The 24,145-nt window shown below is 65.7% G+C and carries 23 protein-coding genes; 10 read left to right on the top strand and 13 right to left on the bottom strand.

All coding sequences use genetic code 11. From position 1 onward, the window contains the following. Nucleotides 1-11 precede the first annotated feature (11 nt). A complete protein-coding gene (locus LC062_RS14455) occupies nucleotides 12-2,084 on the bottom strand; it encodes a bifunctional diguanylate cyclase/phosphodiesterase (RefSeq protein WP_224911744.1) in 2,073 nt (690 codons plus the stop codon). Nucleotides 2,085-2,334: 250 nt separating this feature from the next. On the opposite strand from LC062_RS14455, the gene LC062_RS14450 reads away from it, so the two are divergent. Next, a complete protein-coding gene (locus LC062_RS14450) occupies nucleotides 2,335-2,733 on the top strand; it encodes a septal ring lytic transglycosylase RlpA family protein (RefSeq protein WP_224911743.1) in 399 nt (132 codons plus the stop codon). 259 nt (nucleotides 2,734-2,992) lie between these two features. On the opposite strand, the gene LC062_RS14445 is transcribed toward LC062_RS14450, so the two are convergent. After that, nucleotides 2,993-3,913 (bottom strand): LysR substrate-binding domain-containing protein, encoded by a 921-nt coding sequence (locus LC062_RS14445; RefSeq protein WP_224911742.1) that lies wholly within the window; start codon nucleotides 3,911-3,913, stop codon nucleotides 2,993-2,995. A 156-nt stretch (nucleotides 3,914-4,069) separates the two neighbouring features. Here LC062_RS14445 and LC062_RS14440 point away from each other — a divergent pair, with 156 nt between their 5' ends. Both LC062_RS14440 and LC062_RS14435 read left to right on the top strand, forming a co-directional pair. Then, entirely contained in the window at nucleotides 4,070-5,293 is a 1,224-nt protein-coding gene (locus tag LC062_RS14440; protein WP_224911741.1) for an acyl-CoA dehydrogenase, read from the top strand. A gap of 73 nt (nucleotides 5,294-5,366) precedes the next feature. After that, nucleotides 5,367-6,548, top strand: coding sequence for an NAD(P)/FAD-dependent oxidoreductase (locus LC062_RS14435; protein ID WP_224911740.1), 1,182 nt, complete (start codon nucleotides 5,367-5,369; stop codon nucleotides 6,546-6,548). A gap of 41 nt (nucleotides 6,549-6,589) precedes the next feature. Here the strand turns inward: LC062_RS14435 and pyrF are convergent, their stop codons facing one another. Then, complete coding sequence (gene pyrF / locus LC062_RS14430; RefSeq protein ID WP_224911739.1) at nucleotides 6,590-7,330, bottom strand: orotidine-5'-phosphate decarboxylase; 741 nt, start codon at nucleotides 7,328-7,330, stop codon at nucleotides 6,590-6,592. A gap of 181 nt (nucleotides 7,331-7,511) precedes the next feature. Between pyrF and hisB the strand changes: the two genes are divergently transcribed. The 7 genes from hisB to coaA all read left to right on the top strand — a co-directional run bounded on the left by hisB (nucleotide 7,512) and on the right by coaA (nucleotide 12,396). Next, a complete protein-coding gene (gene hisB / locus LC062_RS14425; RefSeq protein WP_224911738.1) occupies nucleotides 7,512-8,105 on the top strand; it encodes an imidazoleglycerol-phosphate dehydratase HisB in 594 nt (197 codons plus the stop codon). Nucleotides 8,106-8,121: 16 nt separating this feature from the next. Continuing rightward, the gene (locus LC062_RS14420; protein WP_224911737.1) at nucleotides 8,122-8,634 is read left to right on the top strand and encodes a DUF2628 domain-containing protein; all 513 of its coding nucleotides are present in this window, start codon (nucleotides 8,122-8,124) and stop codon (nucleotides 8,632-8,634) included. A 61-nt stretch (nucleotides 8,635-8,695) separates the two neighbouring features. Continuing rightward, complete coding sequence (hisH, locus tag LC062_RS14415; protein WP_224911736.1) at nucleotides 8,696-9,346, top strand: imidazole glycerol phosphate synthase subunit HisH; 651 nt, start codon at nucleotides 8,696-8,698, stop codon at nucleotides 9,344-9,346. 30 nt (nucleotides 9,347-9,376) lie between these two features. Then, nucleotides 9,377-10,120 (top strand): 1-(5-phosphoribosyl)-5-[(5-phosphoribosylamino)methylideneamino]imidazole-4-carboxamide isomerase, encoded by a 744-nt coding sequence (hisA, locus tag LC062_RS14410; RefSeq protein WP_224911735.1) that lies wholly within the window; start codon nucleotides 9,377-9,379, stop codon nucleotides 10,118-10,120. A gap of 112 nt (nucleotides 10,121-10,232) precedes the next feature. Beyond that, complete coding sequence (gene hisF, locus LC062_RS14405) at nucleotides 10,233-11,009, top strand: imidazole glycerol phosphate synthase subunit HisF (protein ID WP_224911734.1); 777 nt, start codon at nucleotides 10,233-10,235, stop codon at nucleotides 11,007-11,009. Nucleotides 11,010-11,052: 43 nt separating this feature from the next. Further along, a complete protein-coding gene (locus LC062_RS14400; RefSeq protein ID WP_224911733.1) occupies nucleotides 11,053-11,376 on the top strand; it encodes a phosphoribosyl-ATP diphosphatase in 324 nt (107 codons plus the stop codon). A 54-nt stretch (nucleotides 11,377-11,430) separates the two neighbouring features. Then, on the top strand, nucleotides 11,431-12,396 hold the full coding sequence (gene coaA, locus LC062_RS14395; protein ID WP_224911732.1) for a type I pantothenate kinase: 966 nt from the start codon (nucleotides 11,431-11,433) through the stop codon (nucleotides 12,394-12,396). A gap of 25 nt (nucleotides 12,397-12,421) precedes the next feature. Here coaA and LC062_RS14390 read toward each other — a convergent pair whose 3' ends face one another. From LC062_RS14390 to LC062_RS14345, 10 genes are all read right to left on the bottom strand, one after another. After that, nucleotides 12,422-13,732, bottom strand: coding sequence for a bifunctional folylpolyglutamate synthase/dihydrofolate synthase (locus LC062_RS14390; RefSeq protein ID WP_224911731.1), 1,311 nt, complete (start codon nucleotides 13,730-13,732; stop codon nucleotides 12,422-12,424). Between the two features lie 174 nt (nucleotides 13,733-13,906). Continuing rightward, the gene (gene accD / locus LC062_RS14385; protein WP_224911730.1) at nucleotides 13,907-14,881 is read right to left on the bottom strand and encodes an acetyl-CoA carboxylase, carboxyltransferase subunit beta; all 975 of its coding nucleotides are present in this window, start codon (nucleotides 14,879-14,881) and stop codon (nucleotides 13,907-13,909) included. 122 nt (nucleotides 14,882-15,003) lie between these two features. Further along, complete coding sequence (trpA, locus tag LC062_RS14380; RefSeq protein ID WP_224911729.1) at nucleotides 15,004-15,837, bottom strand: tryptophan synthase subunit alpha; 834 nt, start codon at nucleotides 15,835-15,837, stop codon at nucleotides 15,004-15,006. 160 nt (nucleotides 15,838-15,997) lie between these two features. Next, a complete protein-coding gene (locus LC062_RS14375) occupies nucleotides 15,998-17,161 on the bottom strand; it encodes an iron-containing alcohol dehydrogenase (protein ID WP_224911728.1) in 1,164 nt (387 codons plus the stop codon). Between the two features lie 72 nt (nucleotides 17,162-17,233). Continuing rightward, nucleotides 17,234-18,622: an aldehyde dehydrogenase family protein gene (locus tag LC062_RS14370; protein WP_224911727.1), complete on the bottom strand. Its 1,389-nt coding sequence runs from the start codon at nucleotides 18,620-18,622 to the stop codon at nucleotides 17,234-17,236. A gap of 87 nt (nucleotides 18,623-18,709) precedes the next feature. After that, nucleotides 18,710-20,077: a glutamine synthetase family protein gene (locus tag LC062_RS14365; protein WP_224911726.1), complete on the bottom strand. Its 1,368-nt coding sequence runs from the start codon at nucleotides 20,075-20,077 to the stop codon at nucleotides 18,710-18,712. A gap of 102 nt (nucleotides 20,078-20,179) precedes the next feature. After that, nucleotides 20,180-21,229, bottom strand: a complete 1,050-nt coding sequence (locus LC062_RS14360) for a TRAP transporter substrate-binding protein (RefSeq protein WP_224911725.1) — start codon at nucleotides 21,227-21,229, stop codon at nucleotides 20,180-20,182. 103 nt (nucleotides 21,230-21,332) lie between these two features. Further along, complete coding sequence (locus tag LC062_RS14355; RefSeq protein WP_224911724.1) at nucleotides 21,333-22,655, bottom strand: TRAP transporter large permease; 1,323 nt, start codon at nucleotides 22,653-22,655, stop codon at nucleotides 21,333-21,335. After that, the gene (locus tag LC062_RS14350) at nucleotides 22,655-23,251 is read right to left on the bottom strand and encodes a TRAP transporter small permease subunit (protein WP_224911723.1); all 597 of its coding nucleotides are present in this window, start codon (nucleotides 23,249-23,251) and stop codon (nucleotides 22,655-22,657) included. Before LC062_RS14350 ends, LC062_RS14355 begins: the two co-directional genes overlap by 1 nt. Then, nucleotides 23,244-24,044: an N-formylglutamate amidohydrolase gene (locus tag LC062_RS14345; protein WP_224911722.1), complete on the bottom strand. Its 801-nt coding sequence runs from the start codon at nucleotides 24,042-24,044 to the stop codon at nucleotides 23,244-23,246. The genes LC062_RS14350 and LC062_RS14345 overlap by 8 nt, the downstream gene beginning before the upstream one ends. Nucleotides 24,045-24,145: the final 101 nt, after the last annotated feature.

The raw sequence follows: 24,145 nt of genomic DNA, 5'->3' as shown, positions 1-24,145 counted from the left end.
CCCCGGAGCCGTCAGGCGTCCGGCCAAGGCTCCGGCTTGCCAATGTAGCCCCCTTGGGCGAGGCGCACACCAAGCGCGCCGAGCGGGGTGAAACTCGCCTCATCGGCCACATATTCGGCGATGGTCGGCAGATGCAAGGCTTCGGCAAGGCCGACGATGCCGGAAATGGCCGCCCGCTTGACCGGATCGGTGGCGACATCGGCGGTCAGCCCCCGGTCGATCTTGATGATGTCGAAGCTGTTCTCCCGCAGCAGACTGAAGGAGGAGAACCCCTTGCCGAACTCATCGAGCGCCACCCGGCATCCCAGCTGTCGCAAGCCTGCCAACGTACCCCACGCGCCCTCTGTCAGCCGCGCAACGGTGGTTTCGGAAACCTCGACGACGAGACGACGGGCCAGATGCCGCGCCCCATCGAGACGATCGAGCAAATGGCGGGAGAATTCGGGATGGCCGAGGGACTCCGCCGACAGATTGAGCGCCACCGGCAATTCGCCAGGATGGTCCTCCAGCCGGATCAGAACCCGTTCGACCGTCCAGCCGTCGATCCGCCGCATCAGCCCGTGCCGTTCGGCGGTTGCCAGCAGCAGGGAAGACCCTTGCAAACGTCCGTCCGGCGAACGCAACCGAATCAGAACTTCCTGCATTTCATTCGCGGATGTGTGCACGTCGCGGATAATCATCCGGTGCAGGCACAGCGCGTTCGCGGCCAATGCCTGTTCGATCTCGGCCAGATGGCGCACTTCCTCGCGCCGCCGCGCGGCGATCCGGTCAAAGGCGCGGTGTTCCGAAACCTGCCTGCCGCCGCCGGCCTTGGCCGTCATGCAGGCATGATCGGCCCATTGCAGCACATGGCTGACATCGGGAACGGCCTCGCGCACCAGGTCCGGATCGACTCGCGCCAGCCCCACGCTGGCCCCCGCCCGAAACCGCATGCCCTCCCATGTGAAATGAAAGCCGTCAAACGCCCGCACCACCTTGTCGCAGATGGACCGCGCCTCCAACCGGTCGGCACCGTCGATGACGAGGCCGAACTCATCCCCACCAATCCGAGCGGCGTGCACCCGGTCGTTTTCAAGTCCGCGCAACCGGCTGGCGATCTCGCACAGGAAGCGGTCGCCGGCTCCGTGCCCCACCGTATCGTTGATGATCTTGAAGTCATCGAGATCGATGAACACGATGGCAAAGCCCTGCCTCCGCACCAGAGCAAGGTCCTGCCTGCGCCCGGCCAGCGCCTCCAGCCGCGCCGCCACCCAGTTCTCGAAGGCCCGCCGGTTCGCCGCACCCGTCAGGTCATCCTCCAGCGCCAGGCGTTCCAGCCGGCTTTCCATCCGGCGGGTTTCGGTCACATCGCGCAAAATGACCACCGCGCCGTCGATGTCGCCTTGCTGATTGCGAAACGGCTCCAGCCGGGTGCTGACAATGGCCATGGTTCCGTCCGGACGCTTCTCCTTCTTGTCGTATTCGATGCGTTCGCCAAGAAAACACCGTTCGAAGCGTTGCTTGACCTCGGCGTGAAAGCGCGGCTCGCCGATCACATCGGCCAGATGCCGACCGACGAAACAGCTGGTGCTGGTGCGATGATGCAGGGCGTTGCTCTCATTCGTCATCCGGTAGCGAAAGTCCCGGCCGATGATGGATATCCGGTCCGACATTTGCGACACGACGCTCCGGTGCATGCGCAAGGCATCCCCCGCCTGTTGCAGGTCGGTGATATCGCGCCCGAAGGCGACGACACCAACCACCGCGCCAGAACCATCGCGCACCGGTTGATATCTCACATCGAAAAAGCGTCGCCCCAGGACCGAATGGTTTACCCAGTCCTGAAGTGTCGCCGGATGGCCGGCCAGGGCACTATCGAGAAACGGCTTGCGCCGCGAAAACGTTGCCGTACCGATCAGGTCGGGCAGCCGGATGCCAAGTGTCTCCTCCCGCGTCAACCCGCAGACCACCGCATAGGGCTCATTCGCCTCGGCCACGATGAAATCCGGGGTGCAGACGTAAATCGGGTCCGCCGCAGCCGCGAAGACCGCGCTGTGGAGCTCCAATAGACCGCTGGCTACTGCCTTGTTATCGTTATCGGTCATAGTCGTCTGTCATCGACGTTCACCCGACGGGGCTGCACTTTTCACGGCGACACGCCAGCCGCGCATCTCGGGGGAAGCCGACATCCCATTGCCAAAATCCGCAAATAAACGAAAAATAGAGAAAGAGCCGCGCCATACAAACGCCACCAAGTATGATAATCGCTCAAACGAGCCGATCGACCTACGTATAAATGAGCTTCATCCGACCGCAAGGTAAACGAACGGATACATGGATATTGGACATATCGAAATGATTCGCAAAGCTTGCATCTGCGTCTTGCTCGCAGGTCTTCTGGCGTCCGCGCCGGCCCAGGCCCATGAAGAATGCGGCAAGGCCTCCTGGTACGAGCTGCGCGGGCGAACCGCAAGCGGCGCCATGGCGGACCCGGAAGCCTACACCGCCGCCCATCGCACCCTGCCCTTCGGCACCAAGGTGATCGTGGAGAACCTGGCCAATGGCCGAAAGGTGACCCTGACCATTGTCGATCGCGGCCCCTTCGTCCGCGGACGGGTCGTCGATGTGTCGCGCCGCGCGGCGCGGGAGCTGGGATTCAAGTCCAAGGGCGTGACCCGCGTGCGCGTCACCCTGGTCTCGGCGGCGGCGGCCGCAGCGGACAAGACCGGGGCGAAATCGCAAGGATGCCGCTAGGGAACGATCCCCGGCAGATCGGGATCGCTGCCGAAACCGGATGGCCCGCGTTGTCCGCCGGACCGGAGAAGTGGTCCTGACCGAGGGGAGGGAGGGGGGAACCCCAAGGTCAGGACCGCCGCATCTCCCAACTAGAGACAAAGCAATTGCAACAGGATTCGCCTATTCTGGAAACTGGCAGTTTTACCAGAGCATCAAGCCTTAAAAGTCGCCAATACGGATGTTATTTACGCGCGACAGGCGAAATACCGCGAAGAACCTAGCGCAATGCGTCCGAACAATACGGCGGGTCCCGCGACACCTCGCCGATCAACCAGTCGCGAAACGCCGAAACCACCGGCCTGAGCGTCCGGTCCTCCGGATAGACCAGATGGTAGGCCGAGGGCAGGCGCAACACCGTATCGAACAACTGCACCAGCCGACCGTCGGCCAGTTCCTCGCCGACGAAAAACCGTGGCACCAGCGCGGCACCGAGATCATGGGCGGCGGCCTGGGCCATCATCACGAACTGTTCGAACCGCGGCCCCTGAAACGCCATGTCGGTTTCCACCCCGGCCACCTCGAACCATTGCCGCCAGGCGAGCGGCCGGGTCGACTGGTGCAGCCGCATCAGCGGCGCCAGGTCGGCGGGTTTGTCGATCCGGTAGCGGTCGCGGAACCCGGGCGAGGCCACAGCGATCACGTCCTCGTGGAACAGACGCTCGGCGATCGCGCCGGCCCAGACCGGTTCGCCGTAGTGGATCGCCGCATCGAACGGTTCCTTCGCAAAATCGAACGGGCGCAGCCGCACCGCCAGATTGAAGCTTGCCGTCGGGTACCCGGCGACAAAGCGCGACAGCCGGGGCGCCAGCCAGCGGGTGCCGAAACTCGGCAGGGTCGCCAGGTTGAGAACATCCGCATTGCCGGCAAAAGACATCACCTGACGGGTCGCCGAGGTCAGGTGTTCCAGGGCCGAACGCACGTCGTGCAAGTAGAGCCGCCCCGCGTCGGTGAGCACGATGCGCTGACGCACCCGCTTGAACAGATCGACGCCAAGGCGGGTCTCGAGATGGCGCACCTGCTTGGAAATCGCACCTTGCGTCAGATGCAACTCCTCCGCCGCGCGGGTGAAGCTGCCGTGCCGCGCGGCGCATTCGAAGGCGATCAGACTGTCGGCGTGGGGGACGAAACCGCGTTTCAAAGCCTATTCCATTTGCTCATGAACTCGGGACAACATATCACTTTGCGAAGACATGAACAGACCGGACACTCCGGCCGACCACATTCAGCGATGCCCCCCGCGCGCACTCGGCGTGCCCGGTGCGGACGGCGGCGCGCGGCAGTAGGAGACGACGATATGACGGCAGCCCAGACGGCTCAGGGAAAATCCGCCCCCGCAGGCGGCGGACAGTTTGCATGGGACGATCCGTTCCTGCTGCGCGATCAGCTCAGCGAGGACGAGATCCTGATCATGGAAACCGCCCGCGCCTATGCCCAGGACAAGCTGATGCCGCGCGTCCTCGACGCCTATGCGAACGAGCGCACGGATCGTGAGATCTTCAACGAGATGGGCGAGCTCGGCCTGATCGGCGTGACCCTGCCGGAAGACTACGGCTGCGCCGGCACCTCCTATGTGGCCTACGGGCTGGTCGCACGGGAAATCGAGCGGGTCGACAGTGGCTACCGGTCGATGAACTCGGTGCAGTCCTCGCTGGTGATGTATCCGATCTACGCCTATGGCGACGAGGCGCAGCGTAAGAAGTACCTGCCGAAGCTCGCCTCGGGCGAATGGGTCGGCTGCTTCGGCCTGACCGAGCCGGACGCGGGCTCCGATCCGGCCGGCATGCGCACCCGGGCGGAAAAGATCGACGGCGGCTACCGGCTCAAGGGATCCAAGATGTGGATCTCCAACTCGCCGATCGCCGATGTCTTCGTCGTCTGGGCCAAGTCCGACGCCCATGACGGGGCCATTCGCGGCTTCGTTCTGGAAAAGGGCATGAAGGGCCTTTCCGCGCCGAAGATCGGCGGCAAGCTGAGCCTGCGCGCCTCGATCACCGGCGAGATCGTCATGGACAATGTCGAGGTCGGCGAAGACGCGCTGCTGCCGAATGTCTCCGGCCTGAAGGGGCCGTTCGGCTGCCTCAACCGCGCCCGCTACGGCATTTCCTGGGGCGCGCTCGGCGCCGCCGAGGATTGCTGGCACCGGGCCCGCAACTACGGGCTGGAGCGCAAGCAGTTCAACAAGCCGCTGGCCCAGACCCAGCTCTTCCAGAAGAAGCTGGCGGACATGCAGACGGAAATCGCCCTTGGCCTGCAGGCCAGCCTGCGCGTCGGCCGGCTGTTCGACGAAGGCCGCGTGGCGCCGGAGATGATTTCCATCGTCAAGCGCAACAACTGCGGCAAGGCGCTGGATATCGCCCGTCAGGCCCGCGACATGCACGGCGGCAATGGCATTCAGGAAGAATACCATGTGATGCGCCACGCGCAGAACCTGGAGACGGTCAACACCTACGAGGGCACCCATGACGTTCATGCACTGATCCTCGGTCGGGCGCAGACCGGCCTGCAGGCGTTCTTCTGATCCGAAAAAACCTTCCGGCGGCGGGTGCACCGCGCCGCCGGGCCCCTTCCGCCGTTCAAGGGTTTCTTCCTGCATGGCTGACCGCAGCGTAGACGTCGCCATCGTCGGCGGCGCGGCAATGGGCTCCTCGATCGCCTGCCATCTTGCGATGGACCCGGCGTTTTCCGGCTCCGTTCTGGTGCTGGAAAAGGACCCGACCTACCAGTATTGCGCCTCGGCGCTTTCCGCCGCCTCGGTACGGCAGCAGTTTTCCAGCGCCATCAACATCGAAATCTCGCTTTATGGCGTCGCCTTCCTGCGCGAGATCGGCACCCACCTCGCCACGGCGGACACCCGGCCGACGGTGGACCTGCACGAGGGCGGCTATCTGTTTCTCGCCACCGCCGACAAGCGGGAGATCCTGGAGCGCAACCATGCGCTTCAGACCCGGCTCGGCGCCGACATCGCCTTCCTCGAACCGGATGCGCTCACCCGGCAGTTTCCCTGGCTCAATGTGGAGGACATCGCCGCCGGATGCTGGGGACGCAGCGGCGAGGGCTGGTTCGACGGCTACGGGCTGATGCAGGCGTTTCGCGGCAAGGCGCGTGCGCTTGGCGTTCCCTATCACGGCTCCGGTGTCGCCAAGGCGGAACGGGACGGCTCAGGCTTCCGGCTGACGCTGGAGGATGGCTCCACCGTGTCCTGCGGCACGCTGGTCAACGCCGCCGGCGCCAGCGGCGCGACGCGGCTTGCCGCTGATCTGAGCATCGACATTCCGGTGCATTGCCGCAAGCGGATGATCTTCACCTTCGACTGCCGCGAACAGGTTCCGGGCTGCCCGCTGCTGATCGACCCGAACGGCACCTATGTGCGGCCCGAGGGCACCGGCTTTCTCTGCGGCTCGGCGCCGCCGGAAGCCGAGGACCCGGATTGCACCGATTTCGAGGTGGATCACGGCTTCTTCGAAGAACATCTGTGGCCGACGCTCGCCACCCGCATTCCCGCCTTCGAGGCAATCAAGCCGGGGGCTGCCTGGGCCGGGCACTACGACATGAACCTGTTCGACCACAACGCCATTCTCGGCCCGGTCGATGCCCTGCCCGGCTTCTATCTGTGCACCGGTTTTTCCGGGCATGGGCTGCAACAGGCCCCCGCCGTCGGCCGGGGTCTTGCCGAGCATATCGCCCATGGTGGCTACCGCAGCCTCGACCTCTCCGAGCTGGCCTTCGAGCGGATCGCCGCCAACCGCCCGGTGCAGGAAATCAACGTGGTCTGAGCGGGCGGACCGGAGACACCCGGCCCTCCCGCTTCATCGCCTCAGATGGCAGCTTCGATATCCGCGACAATCGCCTCGGCGGCGGCCCGCCGGTCAGGCGCAGTCAGGATCGGCCGGGCCACCACCAGATAATCGGCCCCGGCACGGATCGCATCCGCCGGGGTCATGATGCGCTTCTGGTCGCCCGCTTCACTGCCGGCCGGGCGGATGCCCGGGGTGACGGTCACCAGATCCGACCCCAGAACAGTGCGCAGGCTGCCCACCTCCTGCGGCGAGCAGACGATGCCGCCCATATGGGCCGCGCGGGCATCCGCCGCCCGGGTGCGCACCAGATCGACAACGCCGCCGGCGTAACCGGCCGCCGCAAGGTCCGGCTGGTCCATCGAGGTCAGCACCGTCACCCCAAGCAGGCACAGATCGCCCCCGGCTTCCTCCAACGCGCCAACGGCTGCACGCATGGCCTTCGGATAGGCGTGGATGGTGACGAAGCGAACACCCATCTTCGCGATATTGGCAACCGCCTTGGCCACCGTGTTGTCGATGTCGAGCAGTTTCACGTCAAGGAAGACACTGTGCCCGGCCTCGGCCAGTTCCTGCGCGAAGGCGAGCCCGCCGGCGAACTGCAACTGCATGCCGATCTTGTAGGTGCCGACCGCACCTTCGGTCTGGCGCACGATCTCACGTGCTTCCTCGACGGTGGGCACGTCGAGACCGAGGATCAGACGGGAGCGCGCGCTGGTCGGCGCGAAACGGCGGGCGGGCGGTGTGGCCTGCGGCTGCATGGGCGGTCTCCTTGGGGCAGAGGTCGGTCGGGAATGCCCCCTCATACGCCCGTCATCGCCCGCTGACCAGAGGCCGCTCATGCGATTGGCCGCGCAGGCGGGTATTTCCTTGTTCCCGGCAGCCTGATACAAGGCAGGGCCGTTCCGCCGCAACGGCCACCACAAGAAGGAATTCTGCGTCATGCGGACCGCGACCACGACGCGCGCCACCAAGGAAACCGACATCAGCGTGACCATCGAGCTGGACGGCACCGGGCGGTTCGATATCGCCACCGGGGTCGGCTTTCTCGACCACATGCTGGAGCAGCTGTCGCGCCATTCGCTGATCGACATGACGATCCGCGCCAAGGGCGACACCCATATCGACTTTCACCACACCGCCGAGGATGTCGGCATTGCCCTTGGTCAGAGCCTGCGCAGCGCGCTCGGCGACATGACCGGCATTGCCCGTTACGCCGATTGCCATCTGGCGATGGACGAGGCGCTGACCCGCTGCGCCCTCGACGTTTCCGGCCGGCCGTTCCTTGTCTGGGACGTGGAGTTTCCGCGTGACAAGGTCGGCGACTTCGACACGGAGTTGTTCGAGGAGTTCTTCCGGGCCTTTGCGATGAATGCGGGCATCACCCTGCATATTGCCAACCTGACCGGCAGCAACTGCCACCACATCGCCGAGACCTGCTTCAAGGCGGTGGCCCGCTGCCTGCGCAAGGCGGTCGAGCCCGACCCGCGCCAGAGCGGGCGCGTTCCCTCCACCAAGGGGCAGCTTGGCGGCTGAGGCAAAGGGGAAACCGATGGCGATCTATTCCGTCTTGCTGCCACCGGGCAGCCACAGCGAGGCGCCGATTGAGGCGGACCTCGAACGGGCGGTTTTCGTCAAGGAAGGCTTTTGCTGGCCGGCCCTGTTCTTCAGCGTCATCTGGAGCCTATGGCACCGGTTGTGGCTGGTGCTGATCGGCTACCTCGTCATCGTCCTGGTGCTGGAGGCCACCTCGCGCCTTGTCGGCGGCATCGCGCCGGGCGTCACCGGGCTGCTGTTCGCCCTCCTGTTTGCGCTGGAGGCCAATGGCCTGCGCCGCTGGACGCTGGAACGGCGCGGCTGGCAACCGGTTGCCATGGTCGAGGGTTCCAGCCGCGAGGCGGCGGAGGTCCGCTTCTTCGCCGGGCTGGCCGGCAGGATCGCGGCCAGGCCTCCCGTATCGCCCTCGCCCGTGCCGCCATCGCCGGCACGCCCGGCCCCGGCGAGCGCCCCCCGGATCGGCGGCGAACAGGTCGTCGGCCTCAGTTTCGGCCCGCATCGACGCTGACCGCTCCCTTTCACCCAGACACGCCCTTGCCGACCGGGCCCGCAAGACGGATCGAACACCCATGCTGATCGCTATCATCGACTATGGATCGGGCAACCTGCGCTCCGCCGAAAAGGCGTTCGAACGGGCCGCGCGCGGCCATCGGGTGGCGGCGAAGGTGCGGGTCACCGCCGATCCGGCGGTGGTCGCCTCCGCCGACCGGATCGTTCTGCCGGGGGTCGGCGCCTTCGCCGATTGCCAGCGCGGTCTCAAGGCGGTCGATGGCATGGAAGAGGCGCTGGTCGAGGCGGTCACCGAAAAGGGGCGTCCGTTCTTCGGCATCTGCGTCGGCATGCAGCTGATGGCCAGCCGTGGCCTGGAATTCGAGACCACCGAGGGATTCGGCTGGATCCCCGGCGACGTCACCGCAATCACCCCGAGCGACCCGGCCCTGAAGATCCCGCACATGGGCTGGAACACGCTGGACGTGACCAACGATCATCCGCTGCTCACGGGCATCGACACCGGACCTGACGGGCTGCACGCCTATTTCGTCCATTCCTACCAGCTCAAGGCCAGCGATCCGTCGCAGGTGATCGCCACCAGCGACTACGGCGGACCGCTGACCGCCATTGTCGCCCGCGACACCATGGTCGGCACCCAGTTCCACCCGGAAAAGAGCCAGGCACTGGGCCTCGCCGTCATCGCCAATTTCCTCAACTGGGCGCCCTGAAGCGCGCCGCCGTCCAACCGGAACACCATCATGCCGATCCTCTTTCCCGCCATCGACCTGAAGGGTGGCCAGTGCGTGCGCCTGAAACTCGGCGACATGGACCAGGCGACCGTCTTCAACGACGATCCCGCCGCCCAGGCCCGCAGCTTCCAGGACCAGGGCTTCCACTGGCTGCATGTGGTCGATCTCGACGGCGCCTTCGCGGGAGAAAGCCGCAATGGCGCGGCGGTGGATGCGATCCTGTCGGCGACCACCAATCCGGTGCAGCTCGGCGGCGGCATCCGCACTCTCGACCAGATCGCCGCCTGGCTGGACAAGGGCATTGCCCGGGTGATCCTCGGCACGGTGGCCGTGCGTGATCCGGAGCTGGTCAAGACGGCCTGCGCCCGTTTCCCGGGCAAGATCGCCGTCGGCATCGACGCGCGCGGCGGCAAGGTCGCGGTGGAAGGCTGGGCGGAAACGGCCGAGCTGACCGCCATCGACCTCGCCCGCCGCTTCGAGGACGCGGGCGTTGCCGCGATCATCTACACCGATATCGACCGGGACGGCATTCTCAAGGGCATCAACTGGGAGGCAACGCTGGAGCTGGCCGCAGCAACGGCGATCCCGGTGATCGCCTCCGGCGGCCTTGCCTCGATCGCCGATGTGGAGCGGCTTGCGACCGACGACTGCGCCGTGCTGGAAGGCGCGATCACCGGACGGGCGCTCTATGACGGGCGTCTGGACCCGGCGGCGGCGCTGCGCCTGCTCGGCGCCCCCCAAGGCAACGCCTGACATCGACGCCCCGCCGGGAAGGGCCGCACGCATTTTCATCCTTTCCCGGCTTTGCACCTGCCCCACTGGGCGTTATGCTGCACCCGCGAAAAATACCGAAGGCCTCGCCGAGATGCTGAAAGCCCGTGTCATCCCCTGCCTCGACGTCAAGGACGGCCGCGTCGTCAAGGGCGTGAACTTCGTCAATCTGGTCGATGCCGGCGATCCGGTGGAGGCGGCCAAGGCCTATGACGCGGCCGGCGCCGACGAATTGTGCTTCCTCGACATCACGGCCAGCCATGAGGGCCGCGACACGATCTTCGACGTGGTGCGGCGCACCGCCGAAGCCTGCTTCATGCCGCTGACCGTCGGCGGCGGCGTGCGCAGCGTGGAGGATATCCGCAAGCTCCTGATCGCCGGCGCGGACAAGGTGTCGATCAACACCGCCGCCGTGAAGAATCCGCAGTTCATCCGCGAGGCGGCGGAGAAATTCGGCTCCCAGTGCATCGTCGTCTCGATCGACGCCAAGCAGGTCAACGCCCCCGGCGAGCCGGAGCGGTTCGAGATCTTCACCCATGGCGGGCGCACGGCCACCGGCATCGACGCCATCGCCTTTGCCCGGCAGGCGGTCGAGCTCGGTGCCGGCGAGCTGCTGGTCACCTCGATGGATCGGGACGGCACCAAGCTGGGCTTCAACATCGCCCTGACCCGCGCCATTGCCGATGCGGTCTCCGTACCGGTGATCGCCTCGGGCGGCGTCGGCACCCTCGATCACATGGTCGAAGGCATCCGCGACGGCCATGCCACCGCCGTTCTGGCCGCCTCGATCTTCCATTTCGGCACCCATACCATCGGCGAGACCAAGACACATATGGCGCGCGCGGGCATTCCCATGCGTCTCGACGCCTAGCGGGCATGCAGACTCTTACCGACAGCGGCGGACCATCAGACCAATGACCGGCTTCACACTTTCCGATCTCGACCGCATTATCGCGGCGCGCGCGGCCAGCGACGACGCTGGCTCCTATACGCGCAAGCTCATGCAAAAGGGCGTGGGCAAGATCGCGCAGAAGGTCGGCGAGGAAGCGGTGGAGGCCGCGATCGCCGCCGTCGAGAACGACCGCGAAGGGCTGACCGGCGAAGTGGCGGACCTGCTGTATCATCTGCTGGTCCTGATGCGCGCGCGCGGCGTGTCGCTGGACGAGGTGATGGCGGAGCTTGACCGGCGCACCGCCCAGAGCGGACTGGCGGAAAAGGCCGCCCGTCCGCCCGAATAATCCGGCCCGGGTCACCGGGCCAAACGCAACGCGCATCGGGGCGCCGCTTTCGACATGGAACACAGTCTGATCAAGGTGAGCGAGGAAGAGCTGTCACCTTACCGCGTCTTCAGCGAAAGCGAATGGGCCCGGCTCCGCGCCGATACGCCGATGACGCTGACCAGCAAGGAAGTGCGTCAGCTCCAGAGCCTCAACGACCCGGTGTCCATCGCCCAGGTGGAATCGATCCTTTTGCCGCTGTCGCGGCTGCTCGCCTTCTATGTGGAGGCGACCCAGCAACTGCACCGGGCAACCAACCGGTTCCTGGGCAGCAACGACGGCAAGAACCCGTTCATCATCGGCATCGCCGGCTCGGTTGCCGTGGGAAAGTCGACCACCGCCCGCCTCTTGCAGGCGCTGCTCGCCCGCTGGCCGGCCAGCCCCAAGGTCGACCTCGTCACCACCGACGGGTTCCTCTATCCCAATTCGGTGCTGGAAGCCGAAGGCCTGATGCGCCGCAAGGGCTTTCCCGAAAGCTACGACCGGCCGGCGCTGCTGAAGTTCCTGTCGGACCTGAAGGCGGGCAGGCGCAACGTCCAGGCGCCAGTCTACTCCCACTTCTACTACGATGTGATGCCGGGCCAGCACGTGATCGTCGACCGGCCGGACATCCTGATCCTTGAAGGGCTCAATGTCCTTCAGACCTCGAACCTGCCGCGCGACGGCAAGGCCGTGCCCTTCGTCTCCGATTTCTTCGACTTCTCGATCTATATCGACGCCGAAGAGGAGGTGCTGCACGAGTGGTACATCTCCCGCTTCATGCGCCTGCGCGAGACGGCGTTCCGCGATCCCGGCTCCTATTTCAACAAATACGCAATGGCCAGCGACGAGGACGCGCTGGCCATCGCCGAGGCGCTCTGGGCTGAAATCAACCTCGTCAACCTGAACGAAAACATCCTGCCGACCCGTCCGCGCGCCGACCTGATCCTCAGCAAGATCGAGACCCACGCGATCAACGAAGTGCGGCTGCGCAAGCTCTGACGCCCGGCGCCAGCAGCGTACCGCGTCAAACCGGCCGCATGCCGTTCAGCGCCAGCACCTCGCCCACCAGATAGAGCGAGCCGCAGATCAGCACCCGTGGCGGCTCCGGATCGTCGTGCGACGCGATGACGATGCTGCCCAGCGCCGCCTCCAGACCGGCAAAGGGCGTGGCGTCGAGCCCGGCCGCGCGCGCCGCCTGCACCAGCTCCTCCGGCTCGCGGAAAACGGCGCTGCTGACCAGCGGCACGGTCGCCACATGCCGGGCAAGACCGGCGTAAGGGGCAAAAAAGCCCACCGGGTCCTTGGTCTTCAGCATGCCGGTGACAAGATAGAGCGGGCGCGCATCACGTTCTTCCTGCTCGCCGATGAAGGCGGCAATGGCCGTGCTGGCGCCCGGGTTGTGACCGCCATCGAGCCAGACTTCCGCACCATCCGGGCACAGATCGACCACCGGCCCGCGCGTCAGCGGCTGCAGGCGGCCCGGCCAGTCGACCGAGGAAAGCCCCTGCTCGATGGCCGCGACCTCCGGCAGGCAGCCGGCGCAGCGCAGCGCGGCAATCGCCATGCCGGCATTGATGATCTGGTGCCGGCCGGCGAGCCGGGGACGGGGCAGGTCGAGAAGGCCAGCCTCATCCTGATAGGTGAAGCGGCCGTTTTCCTCATAGGCGGTGAAATCCTGACCGAACAGGGTCAGGTCGGCGCCGCGATCCGCCGCGACCTCGGCAATGACCGCGGCAGCTTCCTCCGGCTGCGGCGCGATCACCGCCGGAGCGCCGGGCTTCAGGATCCCGGCCTTTTCGAAGGCGATATCGGTCAGGGCCGCGCCGAGATAGCGTTCATGGTCCATCGACAGCGGCGTGATCACGCTGGCGAGCGGCGCCTTGATGACATTGGTGGCATCGAGCCTCCCGCCGAGCCCGACCTCCAACAGCAGGATATCCGCCGGCTCTTCGGAAAACAGCAGCATCGCCGCGGCGGTGGTGACCTCGAAAAAGGTGATCTCGGCGCCGGCATTGGCCTGCTCGCACCGGTCCAGCGCGTCGATCAGCCGTTCATCGCTGACCAGCTCTCCCGCCAGCCGGATCCGTTCGTTGAAGGAGACGAGATGGGGCGAGGTGTAGACATGGACCTTGCGCCCGGCCGCCTCCAGGATCGCCCGCATGATCGCGGTGGTCGAGCCCTTGCCGTTGGTTCCGGTGATATGGATCACCGGCGGCACGCGCTGCTCCGGATTGCCGAGCGCGCGCAGGAGCCGCTCCAGCCGGCCGAGCGAAAGGTCGATTTCGCGCGGATGCAAGGCCAGCAGCCGGTCGAGGATCGCGGTGACTTGGTCCATGTGACAGTGCTCGATGCCGCGCGATGAGGATGAGGGAAAAGGCCGTCCGCCCGGTTTCCGGTGGACTTCAATAGCGAACCCCGGCCGGGTCGGGCAAGGGCCGATCCGGCCATGTCGCGATCCCGACAGCCCATGTCGGCCAAATCCGGCCTTTCAGCCCGTGGCCGGCCCGCCTCAGGCGGCGGAGGACGCCTTGCCGCCCTCGGCCGCGCCTTCGGTCGGCGACGTCGCCGCCTCGGCCTCGGTCTCCGGCGCAGCGGTCTCCGTGTCGTCCAGCTCCGCCGGCTCCGGCGCGGTGACCGGGGTCTTCATCAGCAGCGCACAGACCCGGGCAACCGTTTCCGGCAGGTCATGGCGATGGACCACCATGTCGACCATCCCGTGATCATGCAGGTATTCGGAGCGCTGGAACCCCTCGGGCAGCTTCTCGCGGATCGTCTGCTCGATGACACGCGGGCCGGCAAAGCCGATCAGCGCGCCCGGCTCGGCCATATGCACATCGCCCAGCATCGCATAGGAGGCGGTGACGCCGCCGGTGGTCGGGTTGGTCAAAACGACGATATAGGGCAGCCCCGCCTCGCGCAGCATCTGCACGCCGACGGTGGTGCGCGGCATCTGCATCAGGGACAGAATGCCTTCCTGCATCCGCGCGCCGCCGGATGCGGCGAACATGACGAAGGGAGTCTTGCGCGCGACCGCCGCTTCCATGCCGGCCAGCACCGCCTCGCCGGCGGCCATGCCGAGGGAGCCGCCCATGAAGGCGAAATCCTGCACCGCCGCGGTCATCGGCATGCCCTTGAGCGCACCGGTGGCGACCAGCACCGCATCTTCCTGGCCGGTCTTGGCGCGGGCATCGCGCAGCCGGTCGGTGTAGCGCTTCTCATCGCGGAACTTCAGCGGATCCTGGGTGACCTCGGGGGTCTTCACCAGCTCGAACGCGCCATCGTCGAAGAACAGTTCCAGCCGCTTGCGCCCGGGAATGCGCATATGCACCCCGGATTTGGGCACCACCCACTGGTTGGCCTCCAGGTCGCGGTGGAACACCATCTCCCCGGTCTCCGGGCACTTGATCCAGAGATTTTCCGGAACATCCCGCTTTTGCAGGAGGTTGCGGATTTTCGGGCGCACCAGGTTGTTGATCCAGTTCAAGGCAGCTTCCGTCCGTTTCTTGACCAGGGAGCGCGCCTTATGTCACGGCGCGTCATGCCCTTCAATCCCGCAAGTATCCCGGCGCCCGCAGCAGGAGGCGTGCCGGTCACCGATCCGTTTCGTCAGCCCTTCCGGGCCCGGGCCACGCCCGATGCCAGCTCACGCACCAGCCGGGCAACAGCCTCCACCGTGTTATCGGTCGCCTTTCCGGCATCATCAAGGCTGGTCCGCACCGCGTCGACCAGAACCGAACCAACCACGACGCCATCCGCATCCCGGCCGATCACCGCCGCGTCCTCGGCGGTCTTGACACCGAAGCCGACGGCAACCGGCAGCGAGGTGTGACCCTTGATCCGCTTCACCGCGTCGGTAACCCGCGCATGGCTGGAAATCGTCGCCCCGGTGATGCCGGTCACCGATACGTAATAAACGAAACCGGAGGTATTGGCGAGCACGGTGGGCAGCCGCACATCATCGGTGGTCGGCGTGGTCAGGCGGATGAAGTTGAGGCCCGCGTCCAGTGCCGGCAGGCACAGCTCGTCATCGGCCTCCGGCGGGATGTCGACGATGATCACCCCGTCGACGCCCGCCTCGACCGCCGTTTTAACGAACACCTTGGGATCGCGCACATAGATCGGATTGTAATAACCCATCAGCACGATCGGCGTGTCATTGTCGTGCTTGCGGAAGGCCCGCACCATGTCGAGCGTCCGCTCCATGGTCTGACCGCCGGCCAGGGCCCGCTGGTTGGCAAGCTGGATCGGCACGCCCTCGGCCATCGGATCGGAAAAAGGCATGCCCAGCTCGATGACATCGGCGCCGGCGGCCGGCAGGGCATTAAGGATCGCCTGGGCAGTGGCCAGATCCGGATCGCCGGCGGTCACGAAGGTCACCAGTGCCGGCCGGTTCGCTGCCTTGCATGCCGCGAAGCGGCGGTCGATCCGCGTGTCACTCATTTGGCCCTGTCCCGCTGAATATCCGTGAAGGCGCGCCAGACGCGCGCCGTCAGGATGTAGGGGGGGAAGCGACCCTCTGTCAATCGACCCGGCGGGACGGAAGCCCGATTTCGCTCTAAAAACCGCGCCATTGCGCCCCGCCGAGGCAAACGGTGCCGCCCTAGAGGCGCCCCTCCTGCGCCCGGTCGAAGATCTCCCGTGCCCCGTCCAGGGTCAGTTCAAGCGGATTGCCGCCGGCGGTCGGATCGACGATCGCCATTTCCGCAATGCGCTCGCGCTGGCCCCCATCGACATTCAGCCCGGCCAGCGTATGGGGAACATCGAGCTCCGCCCGAAGGTCGAGAATGGTCTTCAGCACACCGTCGAACCCGCCGGAGATGCCGAGATAACCGGCCAGCCGGTCGATCTTCGTCTCGATTGCCGGACGGTTGAACACCATCACATAGGGCATGAACACCGCGTTGGTCATGCCGTGGTGGGTGTCGTAGAGCGCGCCCACCGGATGGGACAACGCATGGATCGCGCCGAGCCCTTTCTGGAAGGCGACCGCGCCCATCGCCGCCGCCGACATCATGTGGCCCCGGGCGACGATATCGCCCGGCACCTCGGTCACGCGCTTCAGGTTCTCAAGGACGAGACGCATGCCCTCAACGGCGATGCCGTCGCCCATCGGGTGATAAAAGGTGGAGGAATAGGCTTCCAGGCAGTGGGCAAGCGCATCCATGCCGGTGCCGACCGTGAAGTAGCGCGGCATGCCGGTGGTCAGCACCGGATCGCAGATGACCACCGCCGGCAGCATCTTCGGATGGAAGATGACCTTCTTGGTGTGGGTGGTCTCGTTGGTGATGACGCCGGCACGGCCCACTTCCGAACCGGTGCCCGCCGTGGTCGGCACGGCGATGATCGGCGCGATGCCGGCCGGATCGGCGCGGGTCCACCAGTCGCCGATATCCTCGAAATCCCACATCGGCCGGGTCTGGCCGGACATGAAGGCGATCACCTTGCCCGCGTCGAGGCCGGAGCCGCCGCCGAAGGCGATGACGCCGTCATGGCCACCGGCGCGGTAGGCGACGACGCCGGCCTCCACATTGCCGCCGGTGGGGTTGGGCTTGATGTCGCTGAACACCGCCGGCTCAAGGCCGGCCGCGCGCAGGATGTCCAGCGCCTCGGCGACCATCGGCAGCCTGGCAAGGCCCGGGTCGGTGACCAGCAGCGGGCGCTTCATGCCAAGCTCGGCGGCACAGCCGCCCAGCTCCTGAATGCGGCCGGCGCCGAAGCGGATGGCGGTGGGGAAGGACCAGTTGACGGAAGGAGGCGTGCTCATTGGCAAAAACCATCTAGAGGGGGAGAGAAACGACGCGCCGGGACGGCCCCGTCCCGGCGCGATGGAAAGCTGTCAGGTCGCAACCCGCAGGTGGTAGGACTTCGGCCGGGTCAGCGACAGGAAGCCCTGCTCCGACAGGGCCGCGCCCTTGCCCGTGTCCTTGACGCCGGTCCAGACCAGCGCCGGATCGAGATAGTCGCAGCGGTTCATGAAGACGGTGCCGGTTTCCAGCTGGTCGCCGATGGCAATCGCCGCCTCCTCGTCCGCCGTCCAGACGGAGGCGGTGAGGCCATAGGGGCTGTCGTTCATCAGCGCCACGGCCTCTTCGTCATTGCGCACCTTCATGATGCCGACCACCGGACCGAAGCTTTCCTCGCGCATCACCGACATCTGGTGATCGACATCGATCAGCACCTGCGGCGCGATATAGGGAGTGCCGGCCTTGTCGGCGGCAAACGCGCTGCTGTCGACCAACGCCGTCGCGCCCTTGCGCAGCGCTTCGGCGGTCTGCTCGCGCACCCAGGCGGCGAAGCGTTCCTGCGCCATCGGCCCCAGCGTGGTCGCCTCGTCAAGCGGATTGCCGAGCACATAGGAGCGGGCCACCGAGACGATCCCCTCCACCACCGCGTCATATTTCGATTCATGCACATAGACGCGCTCGATGCCGCAGCAGCACTGGCCGGCGTTGTAGAAGGCGCCGTCGGCAAGGTTCTCCACCGCGAAGTCGACATTGGCATCGGCGCGCACATAGGCCGGATCCTTGCCGCCAAGTTCCAGCCCGAGGGTGGCGAAGGTGCCCGCCGCCGCCCGCTCGATCGCCCGTCCGCCGGCCACCGATCCGGTGAAGTTGATGTGGTCGATCCGGCCGGAGGCCAGCAGCGCCTCGGTCTGGGCATGGCCGAGGACGATGTTCTGGAACACCCCCTTCGGCAGGCCGGCGGCCTTGAACGCCTGGTCGAGCCGCTCGCCGACCAGAAGGGTCTGCGCGGCGTGTTTCAGGATCACCGTGTTGCCGGCGATCAGCGCCGGAGCGACGGTGTTGATCGCCGTCATGAAGGGATAGTTCCACGGCGCGATCACCATGACGATCCCGACCGGAACCGGCCGGACGTAGCGGGTGAAGCCGGGCCGGTCGGTGTAGCGGCGCGGCTGCAACGCCTCTTCGGCGATCTCCGCCATGTAGCCGGCGCGTTCGCGGGTACCGCTCATTTCGCCGCCATAGCGAACCGGCCGGCCCATCTGCCAGGCCAGCTCGGGAACGATCTCGTCGTTCATCGTCTCCAGCGCGGCCACCGCCGCCATCACCGCCGCGCTGCGCTCGGCGATCGGCCGCGCCGCCCAGTCGGCCTGGGCCTCGCGCGCGGCGGCGACCGCCGCGTCGATCTCGGCACCGGTTGCCACCGGGCGCTCCGCATAGAGCGACCCGTCAACCGGAGAAATCAGTCTGATCGTGTCCGACATGTCATAACCTCGAAAACAGCCCTCACTGCGGAACGGCTGGTGGCAGTAAAACCCGGTGCGGCCGGCCCTTGAGGGGCCGGCGTGACGTCAGCAGCGTTCGAACCCGCGGGCGATCTCGTAGTCGGTGACCACCCGGTCGAACTCCTCCTGTTCCCACTCGGCCGCGCGGACATAATGCGCGACCACCTCTTCGCCAAGCGCTTCGCGCAACATTTGCGATGCCCGCAAGGTCTCGGTCGCATCGCGCAGGGTCTGCGGGATCTCCAGCGCCCGTTGCGCCTCATAGAGATCGCCGGTCGCCGGCGGATCGAGCGGCAGTTTCTCCTCGATCCCCTTGATCCCCGCCGCCAGCTGCGCGGCCAGGGCAAGGTAGGGGTTCATGTCCGACCCGCCAATGCGGCATTCGACCCGGACCGCGTTCGTCCCCTCGCCGCACAGCCGGAAGCCGGCGGTGCGGTTGTCGACCGACCAGACGGTCTTGGTCGGGGCGAAGGTGCCCTTCTGGAAGCGCTTGTAGCTGTTGATGTAAGGGGCCAGGAAATAGGTGTAGTCGGGGGCGAATTTGATCAGCCCGGCCATGTAGTGGCGCATGGTCTCCGACATGCCATAGGCGCCGGACGGATCGCGGAAGGCGCTCTCGCCATCCGCCGTCCAGAGCGACTGGTGCACATGGGAGGAGGAGCCGACACGCTGATGGTGCCATTTCGGCAGGAAGGAGGCGGCCCGGCCGTGCTGCCAGGCGATCTCCTTGGTCGCGTGCTTGGCGATGGTGTGAAAATCGGCACAGTCGAGCGGGGCCGAATAGCGGATGTTGAGCTCCTCCTGACCGCTTTCCGCCTCGCCCTTGGAATTCTCGATCGGGATACCGGCGGCGTAGAGATGGTTGCGCAGCGGACGCATCACCTCCTCTTCCTTGGTCGTCTGGAAGATATGATAATCCTCGTTGTAGCCGGAGATCGGCGTCAGATCGCGAAAGCCGGACCGGCGGATTTCATCAAAGCTCTTCTCGAACAGGAAGAACTCCAGCTCGGTCGCCATCATTGCCGAAAAGCCCATGGCCTCAAGCCGGGCGATCTGCGCCTGCAGCACCGCGCGCGGCGAATGCGGCACCGGGGCATGGGTGTGATGATCGAGCACGTCGCACAGAACCATCGCCGTCCCCTCGAGCCACGGCACGTGGCGCAAGGTGGACAGATCCGGGCGCATCGCATAATCGCCATAGCCGCCGGACCAGCTGGTCGCGGCATAGCCCTCGACCGTGTACATCTCCAGGTCGGTGGCCAGAAGATAATTGCAGCAATGGGTCTCTTGGTGGGAATGGTCGATGAAGTTCCGCGCATGGAACCGCTTTCCCAAAAGCCGGCCCTGCATGTCGACCAGACAGACCAGCACGGTATCGATCTCGCCCTCGGAGACCGCTTGCTTCAGGGCATCGAACGTCAGATTTCCAGCCATCGGGATTTACTTGCCTGCTAAACGGAGACGGAAGGCCCGGGCGCGGCGGCCCGGACCCGCAGAGGACGGGGGAAGCGCGCGCCGCTCCCCCCGGCAGATCCTTCAGGTGTAGCGATAGGGCCGGCCGGCCTTCTGCATGTCCGAATTGTACTTCTTGAAGATCTCGACCACCTTGGCCTTGACCTCCGATTCCGCGGCGATCTCGTCCCAGAACTTGACCGCGGCCTCTTCCACCGTCGCCCATTCGGCATCGGGGATCGAGGTCAGCTCCATCTTGGTGCCGTTGACGCGCAAGGACGCTTCGCCGCCCCAGTACCACCACTGCCGGTAGTAGTGAGACGAGTCCATCGCCAGCTGCAGCATCACCTTGAGATGATCCGGCAGCTCGTTCCAACGCTCCATGTTGGCGAAGAACGACCCGGCCCAGGCACCGGAGATGTTGTTGGTCAGGAAGTAGTTGGTCACATCCGCCCAGCCGACGGTGTAATCCTCGGTGATGCCCGACCAGGCAACGCCGTCGAGCTCACCGGTCTGCACCGCGACCTCAATGTCCTCCCAGGGCAGGGTCACCGGCACGACGCCGAACTGGCTGAGGAACCGGCCGGCGGTCGGGAAGGTGAAGACCCGCTTGCCCTTCAGATCCGCCAGGCTGCGGATCGGATCCTTGGTGGCGAAGTGACACGGATCCCAGGCGCCGGCGGAGATGTGCTTGACGCCGACCTTGGCGTATTCCTCTTCCCAGATTTCCTTCAGCCCGTACTGGTTGAACAGCACCGGCACGTCCAGCGAATAGCGGCTGGCGAAGGGGAAATAGCCGCCGAACACGGTGACTTCCGTCGGCGAAGCCATGGAATCGTCATCCGACTGCACCGCGTCGATGGTGCCCTTCTGCATGGCCCGGAACAGCTCTCCGGTCGGCACGAGCTGATCGGCGTAGAAAAGCTCGATCTCCATCTCGCCGTTGGCCGCCTTGTTGAAGGCATCGATGGCCGGCTTGATCACATGCTCGGCCAGAGCCGTTCCGGCATAGGTCTGCATGCGCCACTTGATCGGCGCCTGACCGAGGACGGCGGGCGCGGCAAGCGTCGAGGCACCGGCGGCGGCAACAGTGCCAAGGCCGGCTTTCTTCAGAAAATCGCGTCTGTTCGTCATTTTTCATAACTCCCCTGTGGAAGGTGTTTGAAGATCGCACCCCTTGGCGGGGTGTCTTTTTGGTGGTCAGGCGGGAGGCAGGGTCGACGGCGGACCCGGCCGGTTATTTTCCATAGACATAGTCCGGCAGCCAAAGGGCGATGTCGGGAAAGGCCATGAGCAGCGCCAGCGCCAGGAGCATCACCATGACGAACGGCGCGATCGAGCCATAGATGTCGCGCAAGGTGATTTCCGGAGGCGCCATCGCCCGCATCAAGAACAGATTGTAGCCAAAGGGCGGGGTCATGTAGGCGATCTGGGTGGTGACGGTGTAGAGGATGCCATACCAGACCAGGTCGAAGCCCAGCGCCTGCACCAGCGGCACATAGAGCGGCGCGACGATCACCAGCATTGCCGTATCGTCGAGGAAGGTGCCCATGACGAGAAACGACAGCTGCATCAGGATCAGGATGACCCAGGGGTTGAGGCCGAGTTGTTCGGTGAAGAGGTTCTCAATCGCCTTGACCGCGCCAAGCCCGTCGAACACCGCGCCGAAGCCGAGGGCGGCGAGGATGATCCACATGAACATGCAGGAGATCGCCAGCGTCTGACGGACGCAGGTCTCGAACACGCCCCGGGTCATGCGCCCCTTGAGCACCGCCGCCGCGAAGGCGGTCATGGCGCCGATCGCCGAGCTTTCGACCAGCGAGGTCCAGCCATTGACGAAGGGCACCATCATCGCCGCGAAAATGCCGATCGGCAGCACGCCGGCCGACAGCAGCCGCAGCTTCTCCGTCATCGGCACCGTGCGTTCGTCCTTGCTCAGCACCGGCCCCAGCTCCGGCTGCAGCCGGCAGCGGATATAGATGTAGAGAATGAACATGCCGGCCATCATCAGACCCGGCACGACACCGGCGAGCCAGAGCTGCCCCACCGGCTGGCGGGCGATCATCGCGTAAAGCACCAGCACCACCGACGGCGGCACGAGGATGCCGAGCGAGGAACCGGCCTGGATCACCCCGGTGACCATGCGCTTGTCATAGCCCCGGCGCAAAAGCTCCGGCAGGGCGATGGTGGCGCCGATGGCCATGCCGGCGACCGACAGGCCGTTCATCGCCGAGACCAGCACCATCAGCCCGATGGTGCCGATGGCCAGCCCGCCGCTGACCGGTCCCATCCACACATGGAACATCTTGTAGAGATCGTCGGCGATCTTCGATTCCGACAGGACGTAGCCCATGAAGATGAACATCGGCAGCGTCAGCAGCGGATACCACTTCATCAGCTTCATCGCCGCCGAGAAGGGAATGTCCGAGCCGCCGGTGCCCCAAAGGCTGAGCGCGGCGATGGCCGCGACACCGCCAATCGCGCCGAACACCCGCTGCCCCGTCATCAGCATCAGCATCATCAAGGCGAACATGAAGATGGCGATCATCTCATAGGACATCAGAATTCCTCTCCCCGGATCCGGGCGATGTCCTTGAAAAGCTCGGAAAGCGCTTGCAGCAGCATCAGCAGGAAACCCGAAATCATGATCAGCTTGACCGGCCACAGATACGGGCGCCAGGCGGTCGGGCTGCGCTCGATATAGCCAAGCTTCTCCGAGGCGGCGTCCGGCCCGCCGGTCAGGAAGGCGACGACGATATCCTTGAGGAAGGTGAACGGCTCATCGCCGAAATGCCCCAGCGAATAGGCGGTCGACCCGACGCCGCCATAGAGCAGCACGCCAAGGAAGAACATGAGCAGCAGCACGGTGAAGGCATCGACCCAGGCGCGCTTCTTCAGCGACCAACTGGCGTAGAACAGATCCATGCGCACATTCGAACCAAGCTGGATCGAATAGGGTCCACCAAGAATGTAATAGGCGACCATCGCGAACTGGGCGACTTCCAGCGTCCAGATCGAGGGCAGGAAGAAGGTCTTGGAGATCGAGGACCACAGCAGGATGCCCGCCATCACGAAGATGCCGTACATGATCAGCCGGCCGAGCCTGCGGTTGAACGCATCCACCCAGCGGACGTAAACCCGCATGACCTCAAGCATGACCGCCCTCCGGCTGGCCTGATGCCGCCAGGTCCTCCAGCGCGAAGGCCAGCGCGTCGCCGAGACGTTCCGCCCAGAGGGCCTCGGCCTCGGGGCTGGCAACCTCGTCGTTGCGGATCTCGATCATCACACAGGGAAGACCGCGCCCTTCGCCGTGGCGGCCGACCGTGTAATAGACCCCGTCGGCGGGCGAATAGGGCACATTGTCGCCGGGCATCGTCGCCGAATCGGCGGCAAGCGCGGTCAGGATCGGCTCGGCAAGACGCCGGTCGGTATCGGACAGGATGCCGATCGGCCAGGGCCGGGAGACCCCCTTGTAGACGGGCGTGAAACTGTGGATCGACACCACCGCGGTCGGCAGTCCGGCCTCGGCGCGGACATCGAGAAGCTCGGAAACGGTCCGGTGAAACGGGGTGTGCACCAGATCAATGCGCGCCTGCCGGTCCGCCGGCGACAGGCCGCGATTGCCGGGCACCTCGGTGGTCTCGCTCACCTCCGGAATCAGGTCGGCGGCGGCGGGATCGCGGTTGCAGTCCAGAACCAGCCGCGACAGATCCGGGTAGACCAGCGGCGCATCGAACAGAGCGCTGAGGTGACGCGACACGCCCAGCGCGCCCGGGTCCCAGGCGATATGCGCGCGGCGCGCAGCCTCGTCGAGGCCGAGCCCGCCGAATTCCGCCGGCAGCGCCTTGGAGGCATGGTCGCACAGAAACACGAACGGCCCCAGGCCTTCCGCGTTTTCCGTGACGACGACCGACGGCACGCCCCCCCGCGTTTCAGCTTGCTGCTGCATCCATCTCCCCCCGAAGCGTCCGGTCGATGGCGTCTGTTTATTTTGTTACAGAATTGCACCATCACCGTTCTTCTGTAATATCTGATACACAGATTGCCGGG

The organism is Stappia indica (assembly GCF_020177335.1).
Lineage (GTDB): Bacteria > Pseudomonadota > Alphaproteobacteria > Rhizobiales > Stappiaceae > Stappia > Stappia indica_B.
This window is presented reverse-complemented; position numbering and strand designations above follow the sequence as displayed.

Coding starts and splice junctions, on each gene's coding strand:
- LC062_RS14440 (WP_224911741.1), top strand. CDS start 4,070: ATGACGGCAGCCCAGACGGCTCAGGGAAAATCCGCCCCCGCAGGCGGC.
- LC062_RS14435 (WP_224911740.1), top strand. CDS start 5,367: ATGGCTGACCGCAGCGTAGACGTCGCCATCGTCGGCGGCGCGGCAATG.
- LC062_RS14420 (WP_224911737.1), top strand. CDS start 8,122: ATGGCGATCTATTCCGTCTTGCTGCCACCGGGCAGCCACAGCGAGGCG.
- hisH (WP_224911736.1), top strand. CDS start 8,696: ATGCTGATCGCTATCATCGACTATGGATCGGGCAACCTGCGCTCCGCC.
- coaA (WP_224911732.1), top strand. CDS start 11,431: ATGGAACACAGTCTGATCAAGGTGAGCGAGGAAGAGCTGTCACCTTAC.
- LC062_RS14400 (WP_224911733.1), top strand. CDS start 11,053: ATGACCGGCTTCACACTTTCCGATCTCGACCGCATTATCGCGGCGCGC.
- LC062_RS14345 (WP_224911722.1), bottom strand. CDS start 24,044: ATGCAGCAGCAAGCTGAAACGCGGGGGGGCGTGCCGTCGGTCGTCGTC.
- trpA (WP_224911729.1), bottom strand. CDS start 15,837: ATGAGTGACACGCGGATCGACCGCCGCTTCGCGGCATGCAAGGCAGCG.
- LC062_RS14390 (WP_224911731.1), bottom strand. CDS start 13,732: ATGGACCAAGTCACCGCGATCCTCGACCGGCTGCTGGCCTTGCATCCG.
- LC062_RS14355 (WP_224911724.1), bottom strand. CDS start 22,655: ATGTCCTATGAGATGATCGCCATCTTCATGTTCGCCTTGATGATGCTG.
- LC062_RS14365 (WP_224911726.1), bottom strand. CDS start 20,077: ATGGCTGGAAATCTGACGTTCGATGCCCTGAAGCAAGCGGTCTCCGAG.
- LC062_RS14350 (WP_224911723.1), bottom strand. CDS start 23,251: ATGCTTGAGGTCATGCGGGTTTACGTCCGCTGGGTGGATGCGTTCAAC.
- LC062_RS14360 (WP_224911725.1), bottom strand. CDS start 21,229: ATGACGAACAGACGCGATTTTCTGAAGAAAGCCGGCCTTGGCACTGTT.
- LC062_RS14455 (WP_224911744.1), bottom strand. CDS start 2,084: ATGACCGATAACGATAACAAGGCAGTAGCCAGCGGTCTATTGGAGCTC.
- hisA (WP_224911735.1), top strand. CDS start 9,377: ATGCCGATCCTCTTTCCCGCCATCGACCTGAAGGGTGGCCAGTGCGTG.
- LC062_RS14375 (WP_224911728.1), bottom strand. CDS start 17,161: ATGAGCACGCCTCCTTCCGTCAACTGGTCCTTCCCCACCGCCATCCGC.
- hisF (WP_224911734.1), top strand. CDS start 10,233: ATGCTGAAAGCCCGTGTCATCCCCTGCCTCGACGTCAAGGACGGCCGC.
- pyrF (WP_224911739.1), bottom strand. CDS start 7,330: ATGCAGCCGCAGGCCACACCGCCCGCCCGCCGTTTCGCGCCGACCAGC.
- LC062_RS14450 (WP_224911743.1), top strand. CDS start 2,335: ATGATTCGCAAAGCTTGCATCTGCGTCTTGCTCGCAGGTCTTCTGGCG.
- LC062_RS14370 (WP_224911727.1), bottom strand. CDS start 18,622: ATGTCGGACACGATCAGACTGATTTCTCCGGTTGACGGGTCGCTCTAT.
- hisB (WP_224911738.1), top strand. CDS start 7,512: ATGCGGACCGCGACCACGACGCGCGCCACCAAGGAAACCGACATCAGC.